Origin of the sequence: Acinetobacter sp. V110_1 (assembly GCF_031798975.1) — a bacterium.
In the GTDB taxonomy this organism is placed as follows: Bacteria; Pseudomonadota; Gammaproteobacteria; order Pseudomonadales; family Moraxellaceae; genus Acinetobacter; species Acinetobacter nosocomialis_A.
Map to the genome: position 1 here is coordinate 501,242 of NZ_JAVQNN010000030.1, position 21,957 is coordinate 523,198.

A 21,957-nucleotide genomic window follows, 5' to 3' on the forward strand; every position below is an offset into this window, starting at 1 on the left:
ACTGACCGCTTATCAACTCTAGTTGGCTTAAAGCTTAAGCTTTTCTGCAACATAGTCAGAATCTTTATCACCACGACCCGACAGATTCACCACAATCATGGTTTCTTTCGGTAGCTTTGGTGCTTCACGAATTGCCCATGCCACAGCGTGTGAGCTTTCAAGCGCAGGAACAATTCCTTCTACACGAGATAAGGTCATAAAAGCATCCAAACATTCTTGGTCAGTTGCAGTGCTATATTCCACACGGCCTAAATCTTTTAAGAAACTATGCTGAGGACCAACACCAGGATAGTCCAATCCTGAAGCAATAGAATGTACGGGTAACGGTTCACCAGCTTCATTTTCAAGCACGTAACATGCCATACCATGAATTTGACTTGGTTTACCTAATGTTAGAGTTGCTGAGTGCATATTGGTGTCTAACCCATGTCCAGCGGGTTCCACCCCAACCAGTTTTACATCTGAATCATTTAAAAATGCGGTAAAGGCACCAATCGCATTTGAACCACCACCAACACATGCCACCACATAATCTGGATTTTTTCCAAAGCGCTGATGTGTCTGATCTTTAATTTCATTGCCAATAATTGATTGAAAATCTCGAACCATTTTAGGAAATGGATGAGGACCAACCACAGAACCAATTGCATAAATAAAGTTTTTAGGGTCTTTTAAATATTCTTCAAACGCACTATCTACAGCATCTTTTAAGGTTGCTGTACCACGAGTGACTGAAACTAAATGAGCACCCAAAATTTTCATTTTGACCACGTTTGGATGTTCTTTTTCAATATCAACTTGCCCCATATGAATTTCACATGGAATACCCACTAGAGCACAAGCCGTTGCTAAAGCCACCCCATGTTGACCCGCACCCGTCTCGGCAATGACTTTCTTTTTGCCCATATACTTAGCAAGTAGAGCCTCACCTAAACAGTGATTGATTTTATGGGCACCGGTATGATTTAAGTCTTCACGCTTTAAATAAATTTGCGCGCCACCTAACTGCTCAGAAAGACGTTTTGCATGAAATAAAGGACTTGGACGTCCTACATAATTTGCAAAGAGGTCTGATAATTCATTTTGAAATTCTGATGTATGGCGAATTTCTTCATAAGCAACATTAATTTCATCCATTGCTTCTTTTAAATGCGGAGGAATAAATTGACCTCCATACTCACCAAAAAATCCTTGTTCATTCGGCAAAGCAATACCATTAATTTGATGTTGCATATCATCCCTCTTTTTAAATTATTAAAGTTATCAAGTTTATCGAGAAAGGTAACGCGTCAGATCCTCAATGCCTTTTAGGGTCATTGGGTACATATGGTTTTCAAAAATCTCTTTAATCCAACCAATCGTTTGAGTGTAATGCCAATACCCTTCTGTTTCAGGATTTAACCATGCTGTTTTATCAAAATGTTGACGTAGGCGACGTAACCAAACCTCACCTGTTTCATCATTCATATATTCAACCGAGCCACCTACCGATTTCAGCTCATACGGTGCCATACTGGCATCTCCCACCACAATTACACGATAGTCGCGTCCATAAGTATGGAACAAGTCCCACGTATTCATGCGGGTTGCTGTTCTTCGGTAGTTATCTTTCCAAACATAGTCATAAAGACAGTTATGAAAATAAAAGTATTCAAGTGTTTTGAATTCTGTTTTAGCTGCGCTGAATAACTTTTCACATTGGGCAATGTGTGCATCCATCGAACCGCCAACATCAAACAACATGAGTACTTTGATTCGATTACGACGCTCTGGCACCATTTGAACATCCAAGATACCTTGCTTGGCTGTTTCCCGAATTGTTCCGTCAACATCTAGCTCTTCAGCTGCACCTTGGCGAGCAAATTTGCGTAACCGTCGCAAAGCAATTTGCATCTGACGAGTACCAAGGACTTGGTCATCATCTAGGTTTTGGTATTTACGCTGCTCCCAGACTTTAACCGCCGAACGCTTACGACCCGGCCCACCAATTCTGACGCCTTCTGGATGGTCACCAAAAGCGCCAAAGGGTGAAGTTCCACCTGTGCCCACCATACGGTTACCACCTTGGTGTTTTTTATGCTGCTCGCGTAGACGTTCCTCTAGCATTTTCATCAGTTCTTCTAAAGAACCTGCTTTTTGAAGTTCAGCTCTTTGCTCTGGTGTTAAATGCTTTTCGAGAAGTTCTAAATCAAACCAGTCTTTTGGTAGTTTATGGACTTGCTTGAGTAACTCATCGATATCAAAGGTTTCTATGCCATCAAAGTAATCTTTCATGGCACGATCGAACTTATCAAAAAAGCGTTCATCTTTAACTAAAATTGTTTTAGCAAGTTGATAGAACTCTTCCTGATCGGCAAAAACTAAGCCTTCACTCACCGCACGATTTAAGTCAATGAGTTCACGAGTTGTAACTGGAACACCATATTTTCGTAAGGTGTAAAATAACCGCACAAACATGGGTTATTCCCTCCTTTAACGTCGTGACATGAAAGCCAAACGCTCAAGCAGTTGCACATCTTGTTCGTTTTTAATGAGTGCGCCATACAAAGGTGGAATAGCTTTTGATGTATCTCGATTACGTAGTACATCTTCTGGCATATCATCTGCCATAAGCAGACTTAACCAATCGATCAGTTCAGATGTAGATGGTGGTTTCTTCAAGTTAGGAATTTCACGGAGCTTGAAGAAAACTTGAAGCGCTTCATTTACCAAAGTCGCAGAGATATTTGGGAAATGTACCGAGATAATTTCACGCATAGTTGCTTCGTCTGGAAACTCAATGTAGTGGAAGAAGCAACGACGCAGGAACGCATCTGGTAATTCTTTTTCATTATTTGAAGTAATAATTACGATTGGACGTTGAGTAGCCGTAATCGTTTCGCCTGTTTCATAAACATAAAAAGACATTTTATCAAGTTCATGTAACAAGTCATTTGGAAACTCGATGTCCGCCTTATCAATTTCATCAATTAAAAGCACACAACGCTCTTCACTGGTGAAAGCTTCCCACAGTTTACCGGGCTTAATATAGTTCTTAATATCGTAAACACGATCATCACCCAATTGGCTATCACGCAAGCGAGACACAGCATCGTATTCATATAAGCCTTGCTGTGCCTTAGTTGTTGACTTAATGTGCCAAGTGATGAGTTTTAAACCGAGGCTTTCTGCCACTTGCTCAGCAAGTAAAGTTTTACCTGTACCCGGCTCGCCTTTAACCAATAAAGGCTTTTGCAAAGCACGAGCTGCTTTTACAGCAAGTTTAAGACTATCAGTCGCGATATATTGATCTGTACCGGTAAAATGTTGGGTATCAGCAGACATGTAGAGACCTTATTTTTCTATTTCAATGGTTAGATGGAACGCATGCTTTTGTTTGTTGTATATTTTGACCAACAATAGCCAATAACCAAACCTAGACCGATTACAAATAGAATTAAGGATAAATTTGACCAGATTAAAGGACTGTCTTTCGTTAAAACACCAAACAGTAGTCCAAAAATAGCTGGTGCTACAGATGCATTCGGCCCTTCCGAAACGGTTGGCGTCACCAAAATAGCAAAAACAACTAACCAGCTTATTGCACCAAAAGTAGCAGGTAAGCGGCGCATTAAACGCCACCAACACCACAAGGCAATAATAGCGCCAACGCCATAAGCTGTTAAAGCAATGATCTCTTCAGGAATTGCATCGAGAGAAGAAAGTAATTGATTTAAAACTCCAGCTTGATCTTCACGCACCACGTAAGCCCTCTGGTTCAACTGCATTTGGGTTAATTAGCCCTTCTGGCGGCATCTGAATAAAGAAACCTTTTGTTTGTAATGAGTCTAGAACATGTAAAACATTTACACGCGCTAATTTACGTGTTGGAGCTAATTCTAAATGCATGACAAACGTTGCACGACCAAATGCTTGTAAAACAGCTTCTGGAACTTTTTCAAACGGATCAGTTTGCTCCGTATCATCAGGATAGTTTGGACGAGCAATATAAATGTACATTTCATCTTTTTTGCTCGATCTATAAATATCACAGTGCATTTCAAATCAACTCTTGAACTAAGGACAGCATACATGAAAAAAAACAACAGACACACGCAGGTTTGTTTACGCATCAGTCGTTTTTTCTTTTCTTGCGAAATATTAACCCACAACAATCATCAAGGTCGATAAATAACTTTTAATTTTCTAAAGTTTTAAATTTTTCAACCTTTATTAAGCTGTTAATTTTACATAAAAAATCTTTTTATTTACTTTTATAAAATGAAAAAATTACATTTTAAAAACAATAAAACTCAGCTCAAAACAGATTGAACTCAGCTTAATTTATTGAAAATAATAAATTTAATTTAACTAAAATTTAAAATAAGTTCTAAATAAGATTCAACTTATGCATACAGGATAAGACATTATTTAACCGATTTTAAATTCGAATGTGTTTCAATAGTAGAAGATCTTAAAACAAAATACGGAGGTCTATGCTATGTCTCGTGGCGATAAATCATCTTATACAGCAAAGCAAAAGCGTCAGGCTAAACATATTGTTGAGAGTGAGGTAGATAGAGGTCATTCTCAAGAAGAAGCTGAACGTATTGCATGGTCTACTGTCAATAAACAAGATGGCGGTGGCAAGAAAAAAACACATTAAAATTACTACTGGATACTTCTTTGGTTAACTTGATGACTAAAGAAGTATCCTACTAATAAGCTAAACAAAGATTTTAAAAGACTCTTGCACTCTGCATATAGTCATTACTCACCTGATTTAAAGCACTCAAAATTATGCTGTCATCTTGAGTAAGTAAGGCTTTATTTAAATGACTCATGTAATTCATTAACGTTTCTTTAGAAGCTTGCGCAAACTCGGTAGTCACTGCTTCATCTTCATATAAGATGACATAACTACGAGCAAACCCATAAATGAGATAAGTTGCTGCTTTTTCATTTAAATCTGAAGATTGCTTGAGATACTGCTCACACACATTTTTTAAGTTTTTAAATGCATCTGTACCAGTAGATTGATTTTTGAAAGATGAAAGTATTGTTTGGAAGTTCATATCCATATTCCACTCAAAAAGTAAAGCTACAGAAGAAGCATAAACCTGTCAAACAATATATTGATTTTTATAAATTTAGATTGTAAAAAATTATAAGAAACGCCCTAAAGTATGGGCGTTTGATTGCACAAAAGTTTAGAAACTAACTTCAATATTGACCGTTGTACCAGACTGTTCAATATTGGTTGAAACATTGAAACCTCGCGTCTTTAGCTCTTCCTCTACCTGTGTAATATGTTCAGGATGCAAAGCATCTATTGGAAATTGAAACACTGCTCGACGTTTACCTTCTTTCGAGATTTCCTCAGTTCCAGTTAAGATTTTTTCCAACAATATTGCTTGATCTATTTTGACATCTTTAGCATTTTTTCTTGCCTGTTCAGCATTAAAATTATTAGTCATGTTTATCTCTCTAGTTATTAGTAACTTTCATTTATAGCATAAAAAATTAATCTCAATATTAACTTATTATTGATTTTAAAAACTTTTTACGGCTGTACAAATAAAATTAGAGGCCTCCTCTCCCCGAGAAGGCCTCTATATTTCTGCACCGAAACAAACTTATAGTTATATATTGTTTATTTTGAAATTGTTTTTCTTGATGCCAAGAATATACAGACCTGTATATATACGCAATTGAATTTTTCTCACGAATAAAGTTAATTTAATTCAGCATAATCATATGAAATTAAGATTAACTCATATTTATAGTATTTAAACTTTAAAAAAACCTAAGAATATAAAGTACAACTAAATAAAAGATTAAATTTATAAAGATAGACTTATAAAAAGGCTTTATTTTAAAGTAAAATTAACCACTATTATTTGAGCAAATATTAATCAAATAACTTATTTTTAAATACAAAGTGCTCATTTGAACTGAAAACACATTGGTAAATTTAAAATAACAGAGTTGCTTTCTCTTCTGTAAATAGTTGAATAAGTGGTTTGGTGAGCAATTCGTAGCGCCAACCGAGCAAGTAATCGGGTAAATCTTGTTCATCACCTTTAGAAAGTACATGCTGATGAATTGCATTTAACCATTTCTTACGCAGTAAAACTTCTTTCGGAATGGAGGTTTGCTCTATAGCATTTGCAATTAACGCATCCATTTTATCTAGAGTTTCTCTTGACGTAATTTTAAAAGGTTTAGCAATTTTAGTCGGCCATTGCCCTTCTACTGGCAAATCCTTTAAAAGATCCAGAATAATTTTGCCATATTCACGGACAACATTTGGACGGATATCCCTTACTTGAGATAATTGAAAATTATTACGTGGATTTTTTTCGACCAAATCAATCATTGTCGAATTTCTAAGGATAAAACTACGTGGCTGATTGGTTGCTTTAACTATATGTTCGCGCCATTCACTTAAATTCTGCAATTGCATTAATTGACGGCGTGAATGTCGATAGTTGCCTACATCTGTATAGAGTAATGACGTTGGTGTTTCCCTAATAATTTCTTTGGTTAGACTACTACAGTCTTCAAGAACATATTCATAAAGCCCTTTTTGCTTAAGCTGATCCTTAATATGGTTAGCCAACTGCATAAGGTATAAAACATCATTTGCTGCGTAGCATAACTGTTGAGGAGACAAAGGTCTTGCTAACCAGTCAGATCGAGTTTGGTCTTTTTCAATGTCAATCTCTAAACAAAGCTTTAAAGCACCTTGATAGCTTACTTGTAAACCATGCCCTAAAAAGGAAAGTCCAACTTGAGTATCAAAAACATTTAATAGGTTTTGTTCATCAGCATAGTGATAGATTAAATCGATATCTTCACCACATGCGTGAAAAATATTTTGTTGAGCAACAAAGATTTTTTTCCAAAACTCACTTAAGTCTAGCGACACGCCATCCAGCAAATATACGTTTCCGTTGACATTGACTTGACATACTCCAAGTTTAGGCCAAAGGGTATCAACCTTAATAAATTCTGTATCAAGTCCATACGTTGAACATTGATCCATTTGTTGAAGAACATCAACCAATTCGGTTTGCTGTTGGATAAACTGAAACATGCTTTCTCAAGTAAATGCAAAGAGTGCTTTAAACTCTGGTATATATAACATAGCAATAGAAAAATGCTACTGAATCCATGATGAATAATCTATTTTTGAACAATTTTCCAAAAAAGAGATAATTTTTTGATCATTATTTTAAATTTTTCAATTTAAGATCCTTATAAAAATTTATTTTTTACAAACAGCTTTTTTAATTTATATATTCATTAAGCCATTTTAAAAATATGTTTTTGTCTTTTAAAAAGATTTCTTTAATAATAAAACTTATATTTTAAAAAAAAATCTTTGAAATAAGCACCGAGGTACTTATTTCATACGCATACGGTTATGCACCGCCTGACTTAATGTATGACTATCAACATATTCAAGCTCACCACCTTGTGGTACACCTTGAGCAATACGTGTCATGTGAATAGGTAAATGCTTCGTCGCTTCAACCAAATAATGCGCTGTCGCCTGACCTTCTACAGTAGCGTTAGTTGCCAAAATGACTTCTTCGATAGTACCTTGGCTTAAACGTTGAATGAGGTAAGGAATACCTATTTCTTCTGGCCCAATTCCATCTAATGGAGAAAGATGCCCACCCAACACATGGTATTTACCACGGAAACTACCACTTTGCTCAATTGCCATCACATCTGCCGGAGATTCAACCACACAGAGCAGTTGATCATCTCTTTCTGTTGAAGCGCAAATATCACAAATTTCGTGCTCTGTTAAAGAGTGGCAAACACTACATTCGTGGATATAACTTGATGCTTCATGTAGAGCATGTGCTAAAGCAAATGCACCTTCTCGATTTTTCATCAACAGATGTAAAGCCATACGTTGAGCCGACTTCGGTCCAACGCTAGGCAAAATACGTAAAGCTTGAACGAGTTGTTCAAATCTATCACTAAACACTGAATTTCCTTAGAACATGCCCGCTAAGCCAGGAGGTAAACCCATGCCAGAGTTAGCTTTTTGCATTTTTTCTTCAGAAACGACTTCTGCTTGACGCACAGCATCATTAACAGCAGCTGCGATTAAGTCTTCAATCATGTCTGGTTCATCTTGAAGCAATTCTGGATTAATTTCGATACGTTTTACGATATAACGACCAGTCATGGTTACTTTAACTAAACCACCACCCGCTTCAGCGTGTACTTCAGTTTGAGCAAGCTCTTCTTTGGCCTTTTTTATATTTGATTCCATATCTTTTTGCATGCGCTGCGCTTGCTGCATGAGCATATTGATATTCATAAACCTAACTCCGTATCTCTATCAAATATAATTGATAGTCACATAACACTTCAGAACTTAAACTCTTTTAGTCCCTCAACCCATCATAAAGAGCATTGAGGTCATTACGTTTAAATCAAAATTAATCTGTAATTCTGACACAATAAATTAATGTTTTCTATTGGTATCTATGAAACTATTTTCGCTAACTCATGAGTTTAAAACTTTCTGTGTAAAACTTTTCACTCTTAGAACCAGTTCTAAAATTTAAGTGCAACTATTGTGAGGCTTGAAGGTTTTTATTATCCGGTTTGTATTCATTTAAAGGCATTTTCTGAAAAGAGGCATTTGCCTTTTCTATGGAGTGATCTGCATCTTCAACTGATTTGTTCGCATCATTAATTAACAATACAGTTTCGCTAATCTGAGTCGGCTCGTCTTTTTGGGCAAATACTCTGTATCCAACCAAACCAATTGCCCCTATAGCGACTAATATAATTATAGGTTTAAGCATGGTTCAAACACTCACTTTGTTATTTTTATTAAATTTAGAACTTTTATACGTTGTGATTTTAGAGTCATTTATAACAAAATGTAGTCTTTTTATTTCTTTCGTTGTGTGTGAGTAACAACTTCATTAATAAAAAACCACACTAAAATAAGTGTGGTTTACTCTTAAATATATAAATTAATTAGATTAAATCTAATCCACGTGAGATATCACCAATAATATCGTTAATATCTTCTAAACCAACTGAAACACGGATTAAACCTTCTTGAATTCCTGCTGCTTGTTTGGCTTCAGCAGAAAGTTTGCCGTGTGTTGTTGTCGCAGGATGGGTAATTGTTGACTTCACATCACCTAAATTACCAGTAATTGAAATAAATTTGGTGTTATCAATCACCTTCCAAGCACCTTCACGTTCGCCTTTAACAACGAAAGAAACAATCCCACCAAAACCATTTTGCTGTTTTGCAGCAAGTTCGTGCCCTTCATGAGTTGGTAGGCCTGCGTAGTAAACTTTTTCTACTTTGTCATGGGTAGATAACCATTCGGCAAGAATTTGAGCACTCTCACAGTGTGCTTTCATACGTAAGCGTAAAGTTTCTAGACCTTTTAAGAAAACCCATGCATTAAATGGGCTCATTGATGGCCCAAGTGTACGGACGACACCAAAAACTTCTTCTAACAACTGATGATTACCGACAACAGCACCGCCTAATGCGCGCCCTTGCCCATCTAAATATTTAGTTGCCGAGTAAATCACAAGGTCTGCACCAAATTTTAATGGTTGCTGCAAAACAGGTGTACAGAAACTGTTATCAACTGCAAGTAATGCACCATTCGAATGTGCAATATCTGCAAGTGCTTGAATATCTGCAATCTCAGCTAAAGGATTCGATGGTGACTCAACAAATAAAAGTTTAGTTTCTGGACGTACCGCGTTTTTCCAATCGTCCAAATCACATAAATCGACAAATGTAATGTCTACACCAAACTTGGCAATATATTTCTCAAACAAAGCAACAACTGAACCAAAAACTGCTCTTGAGCAAATAACATGATCACCCGCTTTTAAATATGCCATAGCAACTGACAAAATCGCGCCCATTCCAGAACTTGTCGCAACAGCACGTTCAGCACCATCTAAAGCTGCTAAGCGTTTTTCGAACATCGATACAGTCGGATTGGTAAAACGTGAATAGATATTTCCTTGAACTTGACCAGAAAATTTTGCAGCTGCTTCAGCAGCGTTTTCATACACAAAAGATGAAGTCAAAAAAATCGGTTCGCCATGCTCACCTTCAAAACTACGAGTATGTCCGGTACGAATGGCTAAAGTATCAAGTTGGTATTCTAAATCATCAGACTGGTTCATTAAATGTTCGCCTTTACTGGTCATGTACTAAAAAACTATCATCATTTTGAGTGTCTAAGGTATTTAAGGTCAAGGTAAACCTGAAAATTATCGCTTAGACTTTATTTAATTTTAGTAAATAGTTGGCAAAGTAAGATGAAACGCTTAAAGTCCATTGTCTCTGAGCAAAGGCAAATCAAACACCTCTCTACTCGACTATTTCAACCAGAAACACTGGTGTTGTCACAAAGCACACCTTATGAAGTCATCGGTCAATTTAATGAAACTCGTATTCGTTACTATGCGGCTGTTCAAAAGCGTTTTAAAGAACCATTAGTATTTGTTGCACCTCTAGCAATTAATATGGCGATCTATGATTTATATCCTTATCGTTCTCTTATTAAGCATTTCCAAAATACAGGATTTGACGTGTACCTTGTCGATTGGGGCCGTTTAGGGTTTAAAGATAGACATCTTAACTTTTTATCATTTATTGAAGATTTTATTCCTAAAGCTATAGGGCTTGTCCGCACTCATTCAGGAAGTGATCAAATTTCTCTACATGGGTGGAGTATGGCAGGCATATTCGTTACTTTGTATACAGCGCATAACCATCCAAATTATGTCAAAAATCTTATAGTGTTAGGTAGCCCAATCGATAGCTATGCTTCTGGCTATATTGGAAAACTCTACCGAACCATAAATAATATTATTGGTCGTAATAAAAAACTTCAGGCACGTATCTACTCAGGTTTACCAAAGCGTTTGATTCATACTCCAGGTATTTTAAATTCTCTAGGATTTAAAATTCTTGACCCTAAAGGCTGGTACGAGGGTCATATTCAATTACTTAAAAACCTTGATGATCTGCAGTTTGTACAAGAACATGCCACATTAAGTAGTTTTTTAAACAATATGATTGATTATCCTGGTGGTATTAATCAGGACATGTTATTCAACGTATGGCTACAAAATCCGTTGAAGCAAGGTTCTATTCTATTAAAAGATAAAAAAATCGAGTTAAAAAATATCGATTGTTCTCTTTTAGTTGGCGCTGGTCGTAGCGATCAATTGGTTACGGCGGATGCTGCTCAACCATTAAGCGAATTAACCAGCAGCAAAGATGTGACGTTTACGCTTATTCCTGGCGGACATTTGGGACTCATGTCAAGCCAAGCAAGTGCTCAGGAATTCTGGCCAAAGCTAGCAGCATGGCTAAGTGATCGTTCAACAAAAGTTTAAATATAGATATAAAAAGCCCTTCAAGTAAGGGCTTCTATTTAACGCTTTCTATGAAATTCACTTCATGAGATGAAGCACAGATGACAATTTCATCGCCAAGAGACCACTCAGCAGCTCGGGCCGCCATTGCTGCAGGTACTTCTTCTGAGCCGGGTCCTGCGGGTACATTATAAGTTGCATGTGCATCATGAGGTAAAAGCACCCCATAACCTAACTCTAGTGCAGCACGAGCAGTAGCCGCTACACACATTTCGGATAGTACCCCACAAATTGCAAAGGTTTGTACTCTGCTTTCATTTAGAATTTGCTGAAGTGGCGTACCATCAAACCCATTGTCATTGACTTTTCTTAATACAATTTCACCTTCTTGAGGAGGAAAAAATAGTTCCCATCCCCATTGAAATGGTTCATCTACAGTATCTAAAGCGCCGTCATTTTGCAGAAAAATGACAGGTGCTCGAGCTAAGCGCGCTTTCGAAAGTAAAATATTAATTGAAGAAAGAAGTTGCTCTGCGGCTGGAACAGCCTCATTGCCTAATACAAAAGCGTTTTGTACATCTACTACAATTAATGCATTAACCGAATTATTCTGGATTAAAATCTTTATCTCCTATCGACTTCAATAGCCAATTTCACATAACTTTTATAATGATATGAGCATTTTATTTCATAGGCCTCAAAGTTTTAAAACTTTTTCGTATTTCATAACTCTCAAGCTAAAATTAAACTAGAAGGGTATCTTTTTAAATACAAAGTACCCTACCTTACTTTCGAAACTTCCGTCTTTTTGAATATTAAAATATTTTTTGACTACATCTGATGCATTCTCTTGTAGATACTTAAGCGTTTTTATCTGATCTTCAGGAGTTTTCATACGCTGTACCCAACTATTAAAATCTAGCATGAGTGATTGTTTATCTAAGGCAGTTAATTCAAAACCAGCATCTTCTATAAAGTAAACCCATTCTTTAATACTGTAATTTCTTACATGACTTGGGTCCCGAATCACCTCTATAGTCTGTAAAAACGTATCTAAAATGGGAAAACTTGAGCTGATAATATCAACAAAAATAACAGTACCATTTGGTTTTAAAACACGGTTTATTTCTTTCATGGCCGTTGGTACATGCTGCCAGTGATGAGCAGAATATCGGCTAATCACTACATCAAACTGTTCATTAGTAAAAGGCATATCTTCAGCTATGCCCTGTTGTACGAAAATATTTTTTATTTTCCGAGCATTGGCAGCTTTTGAAACAGTATCAAGCATTTCATGAGATAAATCATAAGCAAAAACCAGATCGGCATGGTGAGCAACGTTATAAGCCACATGACCACCACCACAGCCTAAATCTAAAACCACAGCATTTGAATATTTATCAATCTCTTTAATAAACTTATCAAACTCAACTCCTTCAGAATGAGCTGTGCTATTCAAATAACTTAAAGATTTATTTTGGTACTGTTTTAAATTTATCTCATGTTGATTCAACATGGCTTATTCCTCTTCTTCGATGGGTTAACCATAAAAGAAAAAGTAGATAAAAAATAATGATTAGTTTTTAAATAATTAATAAAATAAAGTTATAGCTTGGTTACTTATGCAGTTACAAGAATGACATAATGAGGTTTAAAAGTTTTTCTATATATTTTTTATTTCTAATTTTAAATATAGAAAACCACCTCTCGGTGGTTTCTACAAATAAAAGGCGAAGTTCATATTTAAAATTTACTTTGCCATAAATTTGATGTTGAACTTTCTTACCTGTTTTCTTACATCAGGATTAGAAGGTAAAATAAAAGGACTTGCACGCCATATTGCTTTTTCAATACTCGATTTAAACTTTGGATCTTCTTTATCTAGAAAAATAATTTGCTCAATCTCACCACTATCATTTAAAAAGACTTTAACACTGGCACTCATGCCTACTGAAGACGGTGGAATATCCCAAATTTTAAATATCTTTTTTTGATATTGTTGCTTATATTTTTCAGCCTCTAAAATAATTTTATCATCGCTACTTTTAGTCGGTGATAATGTCTTCGAGTTAATTGCACACCCAGTTAATAACAAGATAGAAGTTAAAATAATGACTCTTTTCATTTATAAAACCAATTTTTTCAATGATTAAAATTTAACATTTTATCGTTTTAAAAACCACCAGACCGGTGGTTTTATACTTAATAGCTATTACTAAATGCAATTTTAGTAAATTTTAAATTTCTGCTAATTTACTGGATTATTTAGTTTAACTATTCAATTTTAATTTTAAGTATTGACTTAAAATGATATTTTATAACGTGAATTAATATTTGAATGCTCAGGCATATCAGCAATATCCTGCTCAGTAAAAATTCCATGCTCAAGTACTTTCGTACCATTAAATGCAGTATTGACTGGGGTAATTGGTGACTTGCTAATATAATTTTCATCAGCTTTTTCCGTCAGTGACGCACAACCTTCTAGCCCACACCCAGCAATAACGACAAATAATAATTTCTTCATTCGGCTCACCGGTTGTTATAAAAATCAAACAATCTAACAAATTATGCTCTGATTGTCACATATTTAAAACGATTAATCTCAGATCAATCCTTTAACAAATCTTAATTGAATGTAAACTAATTTGCATAAAATGTTAAATTGTGTAAAATACCTAAATAATTTAACGATATGTTTTAACTCATGGCCTTTCTACTTTTTTTATTTTTATTATTTACATTCGTGCTTCTTTTAAATGCTCATTACAAACAATAGGAGCATCGATTAGCCTTTCATCTAGGGTGTCCAACTATTTTTTTAAAAAATAATACGCTTTTACAGGCACAATAAATTAATTCTCGTAATCTATAATTTTATAAAAATAAAAAAGCCCGCTTTGTAAGCAGGCTTTACCCTTTTGATTTTTTGCGCTGATCATTCAGGACTTTTTGCTGTTTGTGACAGCGCTCGGATATTACACTTATACTTAAATATTAAAAAGACTAATCTTTTTTAAACTGATGTACTTACTCATCAAGTTCTATAGGATCTCCGTCTTCTGGACGAATATGTCGTGTGCCATCATCGGCGGGGTCAACACTAGATCCATCCTTAGTGATCGAGTTATACATTTCATCCTCTTTTTTATCATCTGTGAATTCTTCATCTTCAAAATCAAGAGGCTCGTCATCATCTTCAAAATTTAAAGGCTTTTCTTCATCTATCATGTGAACCATCCTTTTTAAGTTATGTGATTTTATGCTCAATTAAATGTCAGATATATTCAACAGTGAACACACATCATTTATGTAACGAACACTTAAGAAGTATTAAAAGATATAAAATTTAAAGAATAATGTTATTCGAAGTACTTTAAGAATTCCTCAATAACAGGCAAATGGTCAAAACTTTTATGAGCGTTCGCTAACACCACCCATTCATGTTTTGACTCTATACAAAAATTAAGCTTTAAGTCCGGATTAAATGATTGTTCCAAAAGCCCTAATGGTATCCATATATAGTTTGTACCATTAATTTTATTAGGTACTGGCGAACCACACTGATTACAAAACGACGAGGTAAAACCAGTCTCCTTTTTATAGGTAGCGACATATTCACTTCCAGCCAACCAGTTAAATTGGCTTTCTTTCACCAAAGTAGCCGCATTCGCTCCTGTACCCGTTTGTTTTCGGCATAAACTGCAATGACAGTGATAAACCGTTTTTATTTCACGGGATATAGAAAACTTTACTTGATTACATAAACAAGAACCGATGTTACTCATATAATGTATTTAATTCATCACTATGAAATTTCAATAATGACGTTAAATATTTATTATGTATATATTTTTATTGTTTAATATAAAATAAGACCTAAACACTTGATTTAAAATAAATTTAAAAAAAGATATTGATATGTAAAGCTTTTTTGTATTATAAGATCAAATATGATTTTTAATAACACTTGAGTAATTAATAGTCATTGAAATATTGGGAATAAACCTTATATTGAGTACAGGTTCATACCTTTAACTGAGGAAAAGCTCATGAATAAATTATTGGTTGCAGTATTCACTGGAATGGTAACCCTTGCCGGTTTCAGTGCTCAAGCTGCAACACCTGAGCAAGAATGTCAAAAATTGCAAGATGATTACAATTTGATTTATGCATCAAAAGGCTTTTGTTTTAAAGACCAAGATGCTAAAGAAAAATATGGTAATGAAAACTGTCATACGACTAAGCCAAAATTCTCTGATAAAGAGCAGCAACGTCTAGACGCAATTAAAGAACGTCAAAAAGAATTGAAGTGTAAATAGTATTTAAAGGAATAATACATGGCATATGATGATCAAAATATCTTCGCAAAAATTTTACGTGGTGAACTTCCTGCGATAAAACTCTATGAAGATGATCAAGTTCTAGCTTTTATGGATATTATGCCCCAAGCCGATGGTCATGCATTAGTTATTCCAAAAACTCCTGCAGTAACTTTACTTGATTTACCGCCTGAAGCGGCAGCCTATACCATTCAGATCGTGCAAAAAATTGCGAAAGCAATGGAAACCGCACTGAATCTTGATGGAATTGTACTCATGCAATTATCAGGTGCTGCTGCTGGACAAACTGTCCCTCATGTTCATTTTCACCTAATTCCGACAAATGTTCACCAACTTGGTAAACATGCTGCACAATTAGGAGATCAAGATAAAATCAAGGCTTTAGCTGAAAAAATTAAAGCAGCTCTTTGATTTAAAGCCTTAAAAGCGGAGCTTCGGCTCCGCTTTTTTATTTAAAAAGTGTAATAAAATCAAAAGAAAATAAAATATTTCTAATTTTTAATTGTCATAAAACTGTCATTTCCTCTTCACTCCACTGTCACAAAGTTTACAGATACTTCTTAGCAAGTTGGTGAGCTTCTGTAACTTTTTGTACACAAGTCAACTACAAAATAATTAGTTAACAGGCATGTGCCATTTTTAAAATACTTTTTGGAGAAATCTCAATGAAGAAATTGCTACTCGCTGCCGCAGTTGCAACTTTGAGCGTAAACGCGGTGCAAGCAGCGCCAACTTTGTATGGCAAACTGAATGTTTCTATTAACCAAGTTGACAATAAAAATTTCGATGGGAAAAGTGACGTTACTGAAATTAACTCAAACGCTTCTCGCATTGGGGTGAAAGGCGAAGAAAAATTAACTGACAAGCTATCTGCTGTTTATTTAGCTGAGTGGGCAATCTCTACTGATGGTTCAGGTTCTGATAGTGATCTTAGCGCTCGTAACCGTTATATCGGTTTAAAAACTGATGGTGTTGGTACATTAAAAGTAGGTAAATACGATTCTTACTTTAAAACTGCTGCTGGTAATAACCAAGATATCTTTAATGACGATACACGTTTAGATATTACTAATATCATGTATGGTGAAAACCGTTTAGATAACGTAATTGGTTTTGAATTAGATCCTAAATTATTAGCTGGTATAACTTTCAACATCATGGCTCAAACTGGTGAAAGTACTAGTGATAATAAACCAGGTGAAACTGGTAAAGACAGCAAAAATAATAGTTTTGACTCTGTATCAACTGCGCTTGGTTATGAAAACAAAGACCTTGGCTTAGCAATTGCGGCTGCAGGTGACTTTGGTATTAAAGGTAAATATGCGGCTTATGGTCTGAAAGATATTTATACAGATGCTTACCGTGTAACAGGCTCTTATGACATCGCAAAAACAGGTCTAGTAATTGGCGCTTTATGGCAACATGCTGAACCTACTGATGAATTGACCGCATATGGTCAAACATACAAAGCAGATGGATCAGTTGACAAAGCTGGTAAAGCTTACCGTGATTTACAAGAAGAAGCTTATTCAATCACAGCTGCTTATAAAATCCCGAATACTAAACTTAAAGTAAAAGCAGAATATTCTTCTGCTGAAACACAAGTAAGTGGTTTAGCAGATCGTAAAATTGACTTATACGGTGTAGGTCTTGACTACCAAATCAACAAACAAGCTCGTTTCTACGGCATTGTTGCTCAACAAAAACGTGATTGGTTGAGTGATAACGACAAACAAACGGTTGTTGGTACTGGTATCGAATATAACTTCTAATCAGTTACATTCAGTTCATATATAAAATAAAAGGGCTTCTGCCCTTTTATTTTATTGTTCCGACTAAAAAAGCCGATATAAAAATTATCGGCTTTTATAAATTTATATCTTATTTTAAGAAACCACTTACCAGATTCATCACATTTTGAATGTCTTGATTAGCTTCCTGGTGGTCTGTACTGTCACCCTGAGGTGTTAAAGAATCAATAACCTGCGGTAAGACAGAAGCAATCGCACCATAAACTTGTTCTTTTGGCGCTTGGGCCTGCTGGGCAACTTGTTCAATATCTGCTGGGTTAAATAAGCTTTGTAATTGTTGAGTTGGAACTTCACTATTACTTTGATTTGGGTCAACCCAACTTTGAACTTGACTGCCTAAACCAGCTCCTTTTAACTTTTCTAAAGCAGCCTGTAAACCACCTTGTTGCTGCACCCAACCTAAGATTAAAGGTACAACTGCAATTAATAAACTTTGTACGCCGCCACCTGCTTGAGGCGCATTATTGTTACCAGTCATTTGTCCTAATACAGAACCTAATACTCCACCCAGACCGCCTTGAGCACCAGAAGAAGTATTACCACCCATTTGTCCTAATACAGAACCTAAAATACCGCCTAAACCACCTTGACCTGATGCTTGCTGGTTCCCACCTAAAGCTTGTTGAGCCAAAACTTCTACAATGTTGCTTAAATTTGTCATGTGTAACTCTTATGTATGGTTTATACATGAGCATACGCGGATTCTTGTTAAGACAGCAAAAGCCAAATTGTTAAATTTTGAAAGAGATTTAGTGCTCTTTTACCAGCGGAATTTATTCCAGTTCTCTGGGTTTGCCCAGAACTTTGAATTAAACCAATCTGGAACATGTTTATAGGTCAAAATATTAAATTGCCATAAAGCAAAATCACTATCATGTGAAGTTTTATCAATGAGTTGCGTGAAACCTAAAGAACGTAATAACTGTTCATCACTGCGTTTACTTACCACAACAATTCGTTTTGCTAATAAATCTCTTAGCTTCACTAATAATTGAGACTTTTGTAGTTCAGTTATATTCTGCATTTCATCTGTATCAAACAATACAAAACCCAAGTCATAACGCTGAGTAAAAGGCAGACTTAAAAGCTCAGTTACGGTAAAATAGTGCCATTGAATTGCGTTATTCTGGTCAATTTTCTGGCCAATACAAAGTGCAGTATGAATGGGCTGTTCGTTTGATAAATCGTCTAGCATAGAAGTGATGACATTTTGTTCAGCCATAACTGCAACCCTTAATTGAAAGATGTGAGTTTAAACTTTATGGAACTACAAGGCATTTGCCATAAAATGCATGCAGGCCTAAAAGATGATAGTGTAACTGATCAACAGACAACCAAGGCAAATGTTGAATACAAATTTGTATTAGACCGTTCAGAAATTGATCTTCCTTTTAATTTAGGACAAGAACTAGAAATCGAATGGACAGGTAATATTTATTGCACTTCTTGTGGCACTAAAACACCAAAATCTTATTCTCAAGGCCACTGCTTTAAATGCTTTAAAACTAAAGCAGAATGTGACCTATGCATTATGAAACCTGAAACATGCCACTATCATTTAGGTACATGTCGTGAAGATGACTTTGCCCATAATGTTTGTTTCCAACCTCATATTGTGTATTTGGCAAATTCGAGTGCTTTAAAAGTGGGTATTACCCGTGTTAGCCATATGCCAGGTCGTTGGTTAGATCAAGGTGCAACCCAAGCCTTACCTATTTTAAAAGTTGGATCGCGCCGTTTATCTGGTCAACTTGAAACTATGTTTGGTTCTTTAGTTGCTGACAAAACTGACTGGCGCAAACTTCTTAAGGGTGAAGCTGAACCTCTGAAACTGACAGAACAACGTGATCAATTAATCGAAGAGTTTGCACCTAAAATTCAATCTATTCGTGAAGAATTTAGTCAAAATCTTGAATTTAACGAAACGGTTGAACTACTAGAAAATGAATTGCCACGTGAGTTTGTGTACCCAGTTGAACAATATCCTGAAAAAATTAAGTCTCTAAACCTAGATAAAACACCAAAAATTCGTGGTGTATTACAAGGTATTAAAGGGCAATATTTAATCTTTGATATTGGTGTTATTAATATCCGTAAATATACGGGTTACGAGCTGATCGTACGTGCCTAAGTAAGTTTTAAAGCCCCTAAAATGGGGCTTTTTAATTAAGATAATCTATTTCTAAATAGCCAAGCTGCCAAAGGTAAAGTGACCAGTGCAAGTATGATCATTGGAATAAAGTTGAATTTGACTTGTGCAAAGCCTGCACCTTCTAAATAAACTCGTTGTACCAAGTTAATTCCAAACCTTAAAGGATTTGCATACGTTGCTATTTGTAATGCTTCCGGCATGTTTTCTACAGGAGTTAATAAACCTGAAAGCAACATTAAAGGCATAATCAATAAAAACGTAAAAAGCATGGCTTGTTGCATATTTAAAGATAATGCTGAAATTGACAAGCCCACACCGACTACAGCTACGTTAAAACTCAATAAACCAAAATAAAGCAGCCCAATAGAGCCATTCATAGGAATTTTAAACCAGAACAAAATAATCAATAAAATAATAGTTGACTGCATCAGCCCTACAAAAATTGGCGGTAAGGCCTTACCAATCATGATTTGTAATGGTGTATAGGGTGTCACTAATAACTGATCAAATGTGCCCTGCTCACGTTCACGCGCGACTGATAAAGCAGATAAAAGTAATGTTTGCATCATACTTAATGCTGCAATTAATGAAGGCATTAGGCTCCAACGAGACTCTTGATTTGGGTTATACCATGTTCTTGTTTCAAGGCTAATGGGCAAAGCTGAATTAAATTTTTGCTGATTAAACTGACCAACAATTTTATTTAGATATGAACCCGCTACAACAGCAGTTGATGAGTTCCTGCCATCAACAATCACTTGTATAGATGAACTTTGGTTATTATTTAATTTACTCTCAAAGTCAGACGGTATCGTAATTACAACCAGTGCCTGACGGCTATCAATAACTTGTTTGATTTGACCGGTATATTGAAGTGTTGCAACACGCTTAAAAATACCAGAGCCATCTAGTTTTGAGATGAGTTCATGTGAGACCTGCCCATTGCTCTGATCTAAAATTGCATAATCGACATGGTTAACATCATAAGTTGCAGCATAACCAAACAAAAGCGCTTGCATGAGGGCTGGTACAAATAGAATAACTCTATTTGCAGGGTCACTAAAAATGGTTAAGAATTCTTTTTTGACCAAAAAACTTAAATGTTTTAGCCAAGCGATTAGTTGCTGCCACATATCTTTATCTCAACCGTTTTTTGAGTGACAAGTTCACAGCACATATCAAAACAACGATATATCCCACCAGAAAACCGCATTCTTTAAACCATAGCTTCCAATCATCACCTCCCATAAATAAGGTTTTAATTAAAACCATAAAATGTGTAGCCGGTAATAACTGGCTAATAATTTGCACAACCAAAGGCAAGTTGCGTGTATCAAAAACAAACCCAGAAAGCATCAGCGCGGGCATAAAACTTGCCAATAAGGCAATTTGACTGGCCTGAAACTGACTTTGAGCAAAGCCTGATATAGTTAAACCAAGTAATAAAGAAACAACTAAATAGAGAAATGAAGCCGACAAAATTGAGAATAATGAACCGCGTATAGGCACTTCAAAAATAAAATATGCAGCAACAATACAGATCACGATATCAATCATGCCGATCACCACATAAGGAATGAGTTTTGCTAATACAATTTCAAATGGCCGTACAGGTGTGACAAATAAAGCTTCTAGAGTTCCCCGTTCCCTTTCACGAGCAATAAGTAAACCAGTTAAAAATGCGCCAATTAAAGTTAAAATGAGTACCATTAAGCCAGGGACTAAAAACCAAGTACTGTTACCAGATTCGTTAAACCATATTCGTTGTTCAATATTAACGGCACTTGACGTTGCTAATATTGGACTACGGTCAAACTGTATAGACGGCGCGGTAGCTAAAGCACCTGCAACATATCCCTCTAGAGCTGTTGCTATGGTAGTGGATGTACCATTTAATAATAGTTGAACCTTGGCATTACCTTGCTGTGCCTGACTGGCAAAATCTGAATGAAAATGCAAAATGGCATCAATTTCGCCATCTCTAATGGCCTGCTCTGCTTCAGGCAAATTATTAAACTCTCGACTGGCTAAATATCGTGAGCCATTTAAACCAGCTAAAGCCTGATTGATCTGCGGTGAAGACTGATCGACAACAACACCGACTCGGGCCTGATTTAAGTCAAAGGAAAGTCCATAACCAAACAGTAGAATTAAAATAACAGGCAAAACGAGTCCAATCCCGAGGCTGCTTTTATCACGAATGAGCTGCTTAGTTTCTTTACGAACTAATGCTGTCAGCCGATTCCAAAATCCAAAGCTCATTGTAGAC

Annotated in this window: 28 protein-coding genes; 6 read left to right on the forward strand and 22 right to left on the reverse strand. The window is 35.8% G+C overall.

The features are described 5' to 3' along the window. Positions 1–27: 27 nt before the first annotated feature. From trpB to RMA95_RS13295, 5 genes are read right to left on the reverse strand one after another with little or no spacing between them, the layout of a single operon-like run. Complete coding sequence (trpB, locus tag RMA95_RS13275; RefSeq protein WP_311071202.1) at positions 28–1,233, reverse strand: tryptophan synthase subunit beta; 1,206 nt, start codon at positions 1,231–1,233, stop codon at positions 28–30. Positions 1,234–1,269: 36 nt separating this feature from the next. Continuing rightward, positions 1,270–2,457 carry a VWA domain-containing protein gene (locus RMA95_RS13280; RefSeq protein WP_000498060.1) on the reverse strand — a complete coding sequence of 396 codons (1,188 nt, stop codon included), beginning with the start codon at positions 2,455–2,457 and terminating at the stop codon, positions 1,270–1,272. Positions 2,458–2,472: 15 nt separating this feature from the next. Further along, a complete protein-coding gene (locus tag RMA95_RS13285) occupies positions 2,473–3,324 on the reverse strand; it encodes a MoxR family ATPase (protein ID WP_001271636.1) in 852 nt (283 codons plus the stop codon). Positions 3,325–3,353: 29 nt separating this feature from the next. Beyond that, positions 3,354–3,740 carry a hypothetical protein gene (locus RMA95_RS13290; protein ID WP_249668227.1) on the reverse strand — a complete coding sequence of 129 codons (387 nt, stop codon included), beginning with the start codon at positions 3,738–3,740 and terminating at the stop codon, positions 3,354–3,356. Further along, complete coding sequence (locus RMA95_RS13295) at positions 3,733–4,038, reverse strand: YcgL domain-containing protein (RefSeq protein WP_004701812.1); 306 nt, start codon at positions 4,036–4,038, stop codon at positions 3,733–3,735. Before RMA95_RS13295 ends, RMA95_RS13290 begins: the two co-directional genes overlap by 8 nt. A gap of 442 nt (positions 4,039–4,480) precedes the next feature. Here RMA95_RS13295 and RMA95_RS13300 point away from each other — a divergent pair, with 442 nt between their 5' ends. Then, positions 4,481–4,645 carry a hypothetical protein gene (locus RMA95_RS13300; protein ID WP_000086294.1) on the forward strand — a complete coding sequence of 55 codons (165 nt, stop codon included), beginning with the start codon at positions 4,481–4,483 and terminating at the stop codon, positions 4,643–4,645. A gap of 73 nt (positions 4,646–4,718) precedes the next feature. Here RMA95_RS13300 and RMA95_RS13305 read toward each other — a convergent pair whose 3' ends face one another. The 7 genes from RMA95_RS13305 to RMA95_RS13335 form a co-directional block, all read right to left on the reverse strand. Next, positions 4,719–5,054 (reverse strand): hypothetical protein, encoded by a 336-nt coding sequence (locus tag RMA95_RS13305; protein ID WP_311071209.1) that lies wholly within the window; start codon positions 5,052–5,054, stop codon positions 4,719–4,721. A 135-nt stretch (positions 5,055–5,189) separates the two neighbouring features. Further along, on the reverse strand, positions 5,190–5,456 hold the full coding sequence (locus RMA95_RS13310) for a hypothetical protein (RefSeq protein WP_263613656.1): 267 nt from the start codon (positions 5,454–5,456) through the stop codon (positions 5,190–5,192). A gap of 497 nt (positions 5,457–5,953) precedes the next feature. Then, complete coding sequence (locus tag RMA95_RS13315) at positions 5,954–7,078, reverse strand: HRDC domain-containing protein (protein ID WP_311071212.1); 1,125 nt, start codon at positions 7,076–7,078, stop codon at positions 5,954–5,956. 309 nt (positions 7,079–7,387) lie between these two features. After that, positions 7,388–7,984 carry a recombination mediator RecR gene (gene recR / locus RMA95_RS13320; protein ID WP_000490551.1) on the reverse strand — a complete coding sequence of 199 codons (597 nt, stop codon included), beginning with the start codon at positions 7,982–7,984 and terminating at the stop codon, positions 7,388–7,390. 9 nt (positions 7,985–7,993) lie between these two features. Next, positions 7,994–8,323: a YbaB/EbfC family nucleoid-associated protein gene (locus RMA95_RS13325; protein WP_001024697.1), complete on the reverse strand. Its 330-nt coding sequence runs from the start codon at positions 8,321–8,323 to the stop codon at positions 7,994–7,996. Between the two features lie 256 nt (positions 8,324–8,579). Continuing rightward, complete coding sequence (locus RMA95_RS13330; RefSeq protein ID WP_004887361.1) at positions 8,580–8,816, reverse strand: hypothetical protein; 237 nt, start codon at positions 8,814–8,816, stop codon at positions 8,580–8,582. A gap of 178 nt (positions 8,817–8,994) precedes the next feature. Next, a complete protein-coding gene (locus tag RMA95_RS13335) occupies positions 8,995–10,182 on the reverse strand; it encodes an O-succinylhomoserine sulfhydrylase (protein WP_311071215.1) in 1,188 nt (395 codons plus the stop codon). A 135-nt stretch (positions 10,183–10,317) separates the two neighbouring features. On the opposite strand from RMA95_RS13335, the gene RMA95_RS13340 reads away from it, so the two are divergent. Continuing rightward, positions 10,318–11,403 (forward strand): alpha/beta fold hydrolase, encoded by a 1,086-nt coding sequence (locus tag RMA95_RS13340; protein WP_311071217.1) that lies wholly within the window; start codon positions 10,318–10,320, stop codon positions 11,401–11,403. 34 nt (positions 11,404–11,437) lie between these two features. Here the strand turns inward: RMA95_RS13340 and RMA95_RS13345 are convergent, their stop codons facing one another. The 6 genes from RMA95_RS13345 to RMA95_RS13370 form a co-directional block, all read right to left on the reverse strand. Beyond that, positions 11,438–12,010: an isochorismatase family protein gene (locus tag RMA95_RS13345; protein ID WP_311072279.1), complete on the reverse strand. Its 573-nt coding sequence runs from the start codon at positions 12,008–12,010 to the stop codon at positions 11,438–11,440. A 120-nt stretch (positions 12,011–12,130) separates the two neighbouring features. Further along, complete coding sequence (locus RMA95_RS13350; RefSeq protein ID WP_311071219.1) at positions 12,131–12,898, reverse strand: class I SAM-dependent methyltransferase; 768 nt, start codon at positions 12,896–12,898, stop codon at positions 12,131–12,133. Positions 12,899–13,132: 234 nt separating this feature from the next. Beyond that, positions 13,133–13,507 (reverse strand): TonB C-terminal domain-containing protein, encoded by a 375-nt coding sequence (locus RMA95_RS13355; protein WP_311071221.1) that lies wholly within the window; start codon positions 13,505–13,507, stop codon positions 13,133–13,135. Between the two features lie 177 nt (positions 13,508–13,684). Next, on the reverse strand, positions 13,685–13,909 hold the full coding sequence (locus tag RMA95_RS13360) for a hypothetical protein (protein ID WP_311071222.1): 225 nt from the start codon (positions 13,907–13,909) through the stop codon (positions 13,685–13,687). Between the two features lie 503 nt (positions 13,910–14,412). Continuing rightward, positions 14,413–14,613: a hypothetical protein gene (locus RMA95_RS13365; RefSeq protein ID WP_002049802.1), complete on the reverse strand. Its 201-nt coding sequence runs from the start codon at positions 14,611–14,613 to the stop codon at positions 14,413–14,415. Between the two features lie 131 nt (positions 14,614–14,744). Next, positions 14,745–15,170, reverse strand: a complete 426-nt coding sequence (locus tag RMA95_RS13370; RefSeq protein ID WP_311071225.1) for a GFA family protein — start codon at positions 15,168–15,170, stop codon at positions 14,745–14,747. A 264-nt stretch (positions 15,171–15,434) separates the two neighbouring features. Between RMA95_RS13370 and RMA95_RS13375 the strand changes: the two genes are divergently transcribed. The 3 genes from RMA95_RS13375 (at position 15,435) to RMA95_RS13385 (ending at position 17,497) form a co-directional block, all read left to right on the forward strand. Further along, positions 15,435–15,704 (forward strand): YARHG domain-containing protein, encoded by a 270-nt coding sequence (locus tag RMA95_RS13375; RefSeq protein WP_002049864.1) that lies wholly within the window; start codon positions 15,435–15,437, stop codon positions 15,702–15,704. A gap of 18 nt (positions 15,705–15,722) precedes the next feature. Next, positions 15,723–16,136 (forward strand): HIT family protein, encoded by a 414-nt coding sequence (locus tag RMA95_RS13380; RefSeq protein WP_000312749.1) that lies wholly within the window; start codon positions 15,723–15,725, stop codon positions 16,134–16,136. 254 nt (positions 16,137–16,390) lie between these two features. Continuing rightward, positions 16,391–17,497 carry a porin gene (locus RMA95_RS13385; RefSeq protein WP_311071229.1) on the forward strand — a complete coding sequence of 369 codons (1,107 nt, stop codon included), beginning with the start codon at positions 16,391–16,393 and terminating at the stop codon, positions 17,495–17,497. A gap of 109 nt (positions 17,498–17,606) precedes the next feature. Here RMA95_RS13385 and RMA95_RS13390 read toward each other — a convergent pair whose 3' ends face one another. Next, positions 17,607–18,197, reverse strand: coding sequence for a YidB family protein (locus tag RMA95_RS13390; RefSeq protein WP_311071231.1), 591 nt, complete (start codon positions 18,195–18,197; stop codon positions 17,607–17,609). A gap of 99 nt (positions 18,198–18,296) precedes the next feature. Then, positions 18,297–18,758 (reverse strand): DUF6231 family protein, encoded by a 462-nt coding sequence (locus RMA95_RS13395; protein ID WP_005304907.1) that lies wholly within the window; start codon positions 18,756–18,758, stop codon positions 18,297–18,299. A 39-nt stretch (positions 18,759–18,797) separates the two neighbouring features. On the opposite strand from RMA95_RS13395, the gene RMA95_RS13400 reads away from it, so the two are divergent. After that, positions 18,798–19,667, forward strand: a complete 870-nt coding sequence (locus RMA95_RS13400) for a DUF2797 domain-containing protein (RefSeq protein ID WP_311071234.1) — start codon at positions 18,798–18,800, stop codon at positions 19,665–19,667. A 35-nt stretch (positions 19,668–19,702) separates the two neighbouring features. On the opposite strand, the gene RMA95_RS13405 is transcribed toward RMA95_RS13400, so the two are convergent. Both RMA95_RS13405 and RMA95_RS13410 read right to left on the reverse strand, forming a co-directional pair. Beyond that, entirely contained in the window at positions 19,703–20,821 is a 1,119-nt protein-coding gene (locus RMA95_RS13405) for an ABC transporter permease (RefSeq protein ID WP_311071236.1), read from the reverse strand. Positions 20,822–20,825: 4 nt separating this feature from the next. Next, positions 20,826–21,950, reverse strand: a complete 1,125-nt coding sequence (locus tag RMA95_RS13410; protein ID WP_311071238.1) for an ABC transporter permease — start codon at positions 21,948–21,950, stop codon at positions 20,826–20,828. Positions 21,951–21,957: the final 7 nt, after the last annotated feature.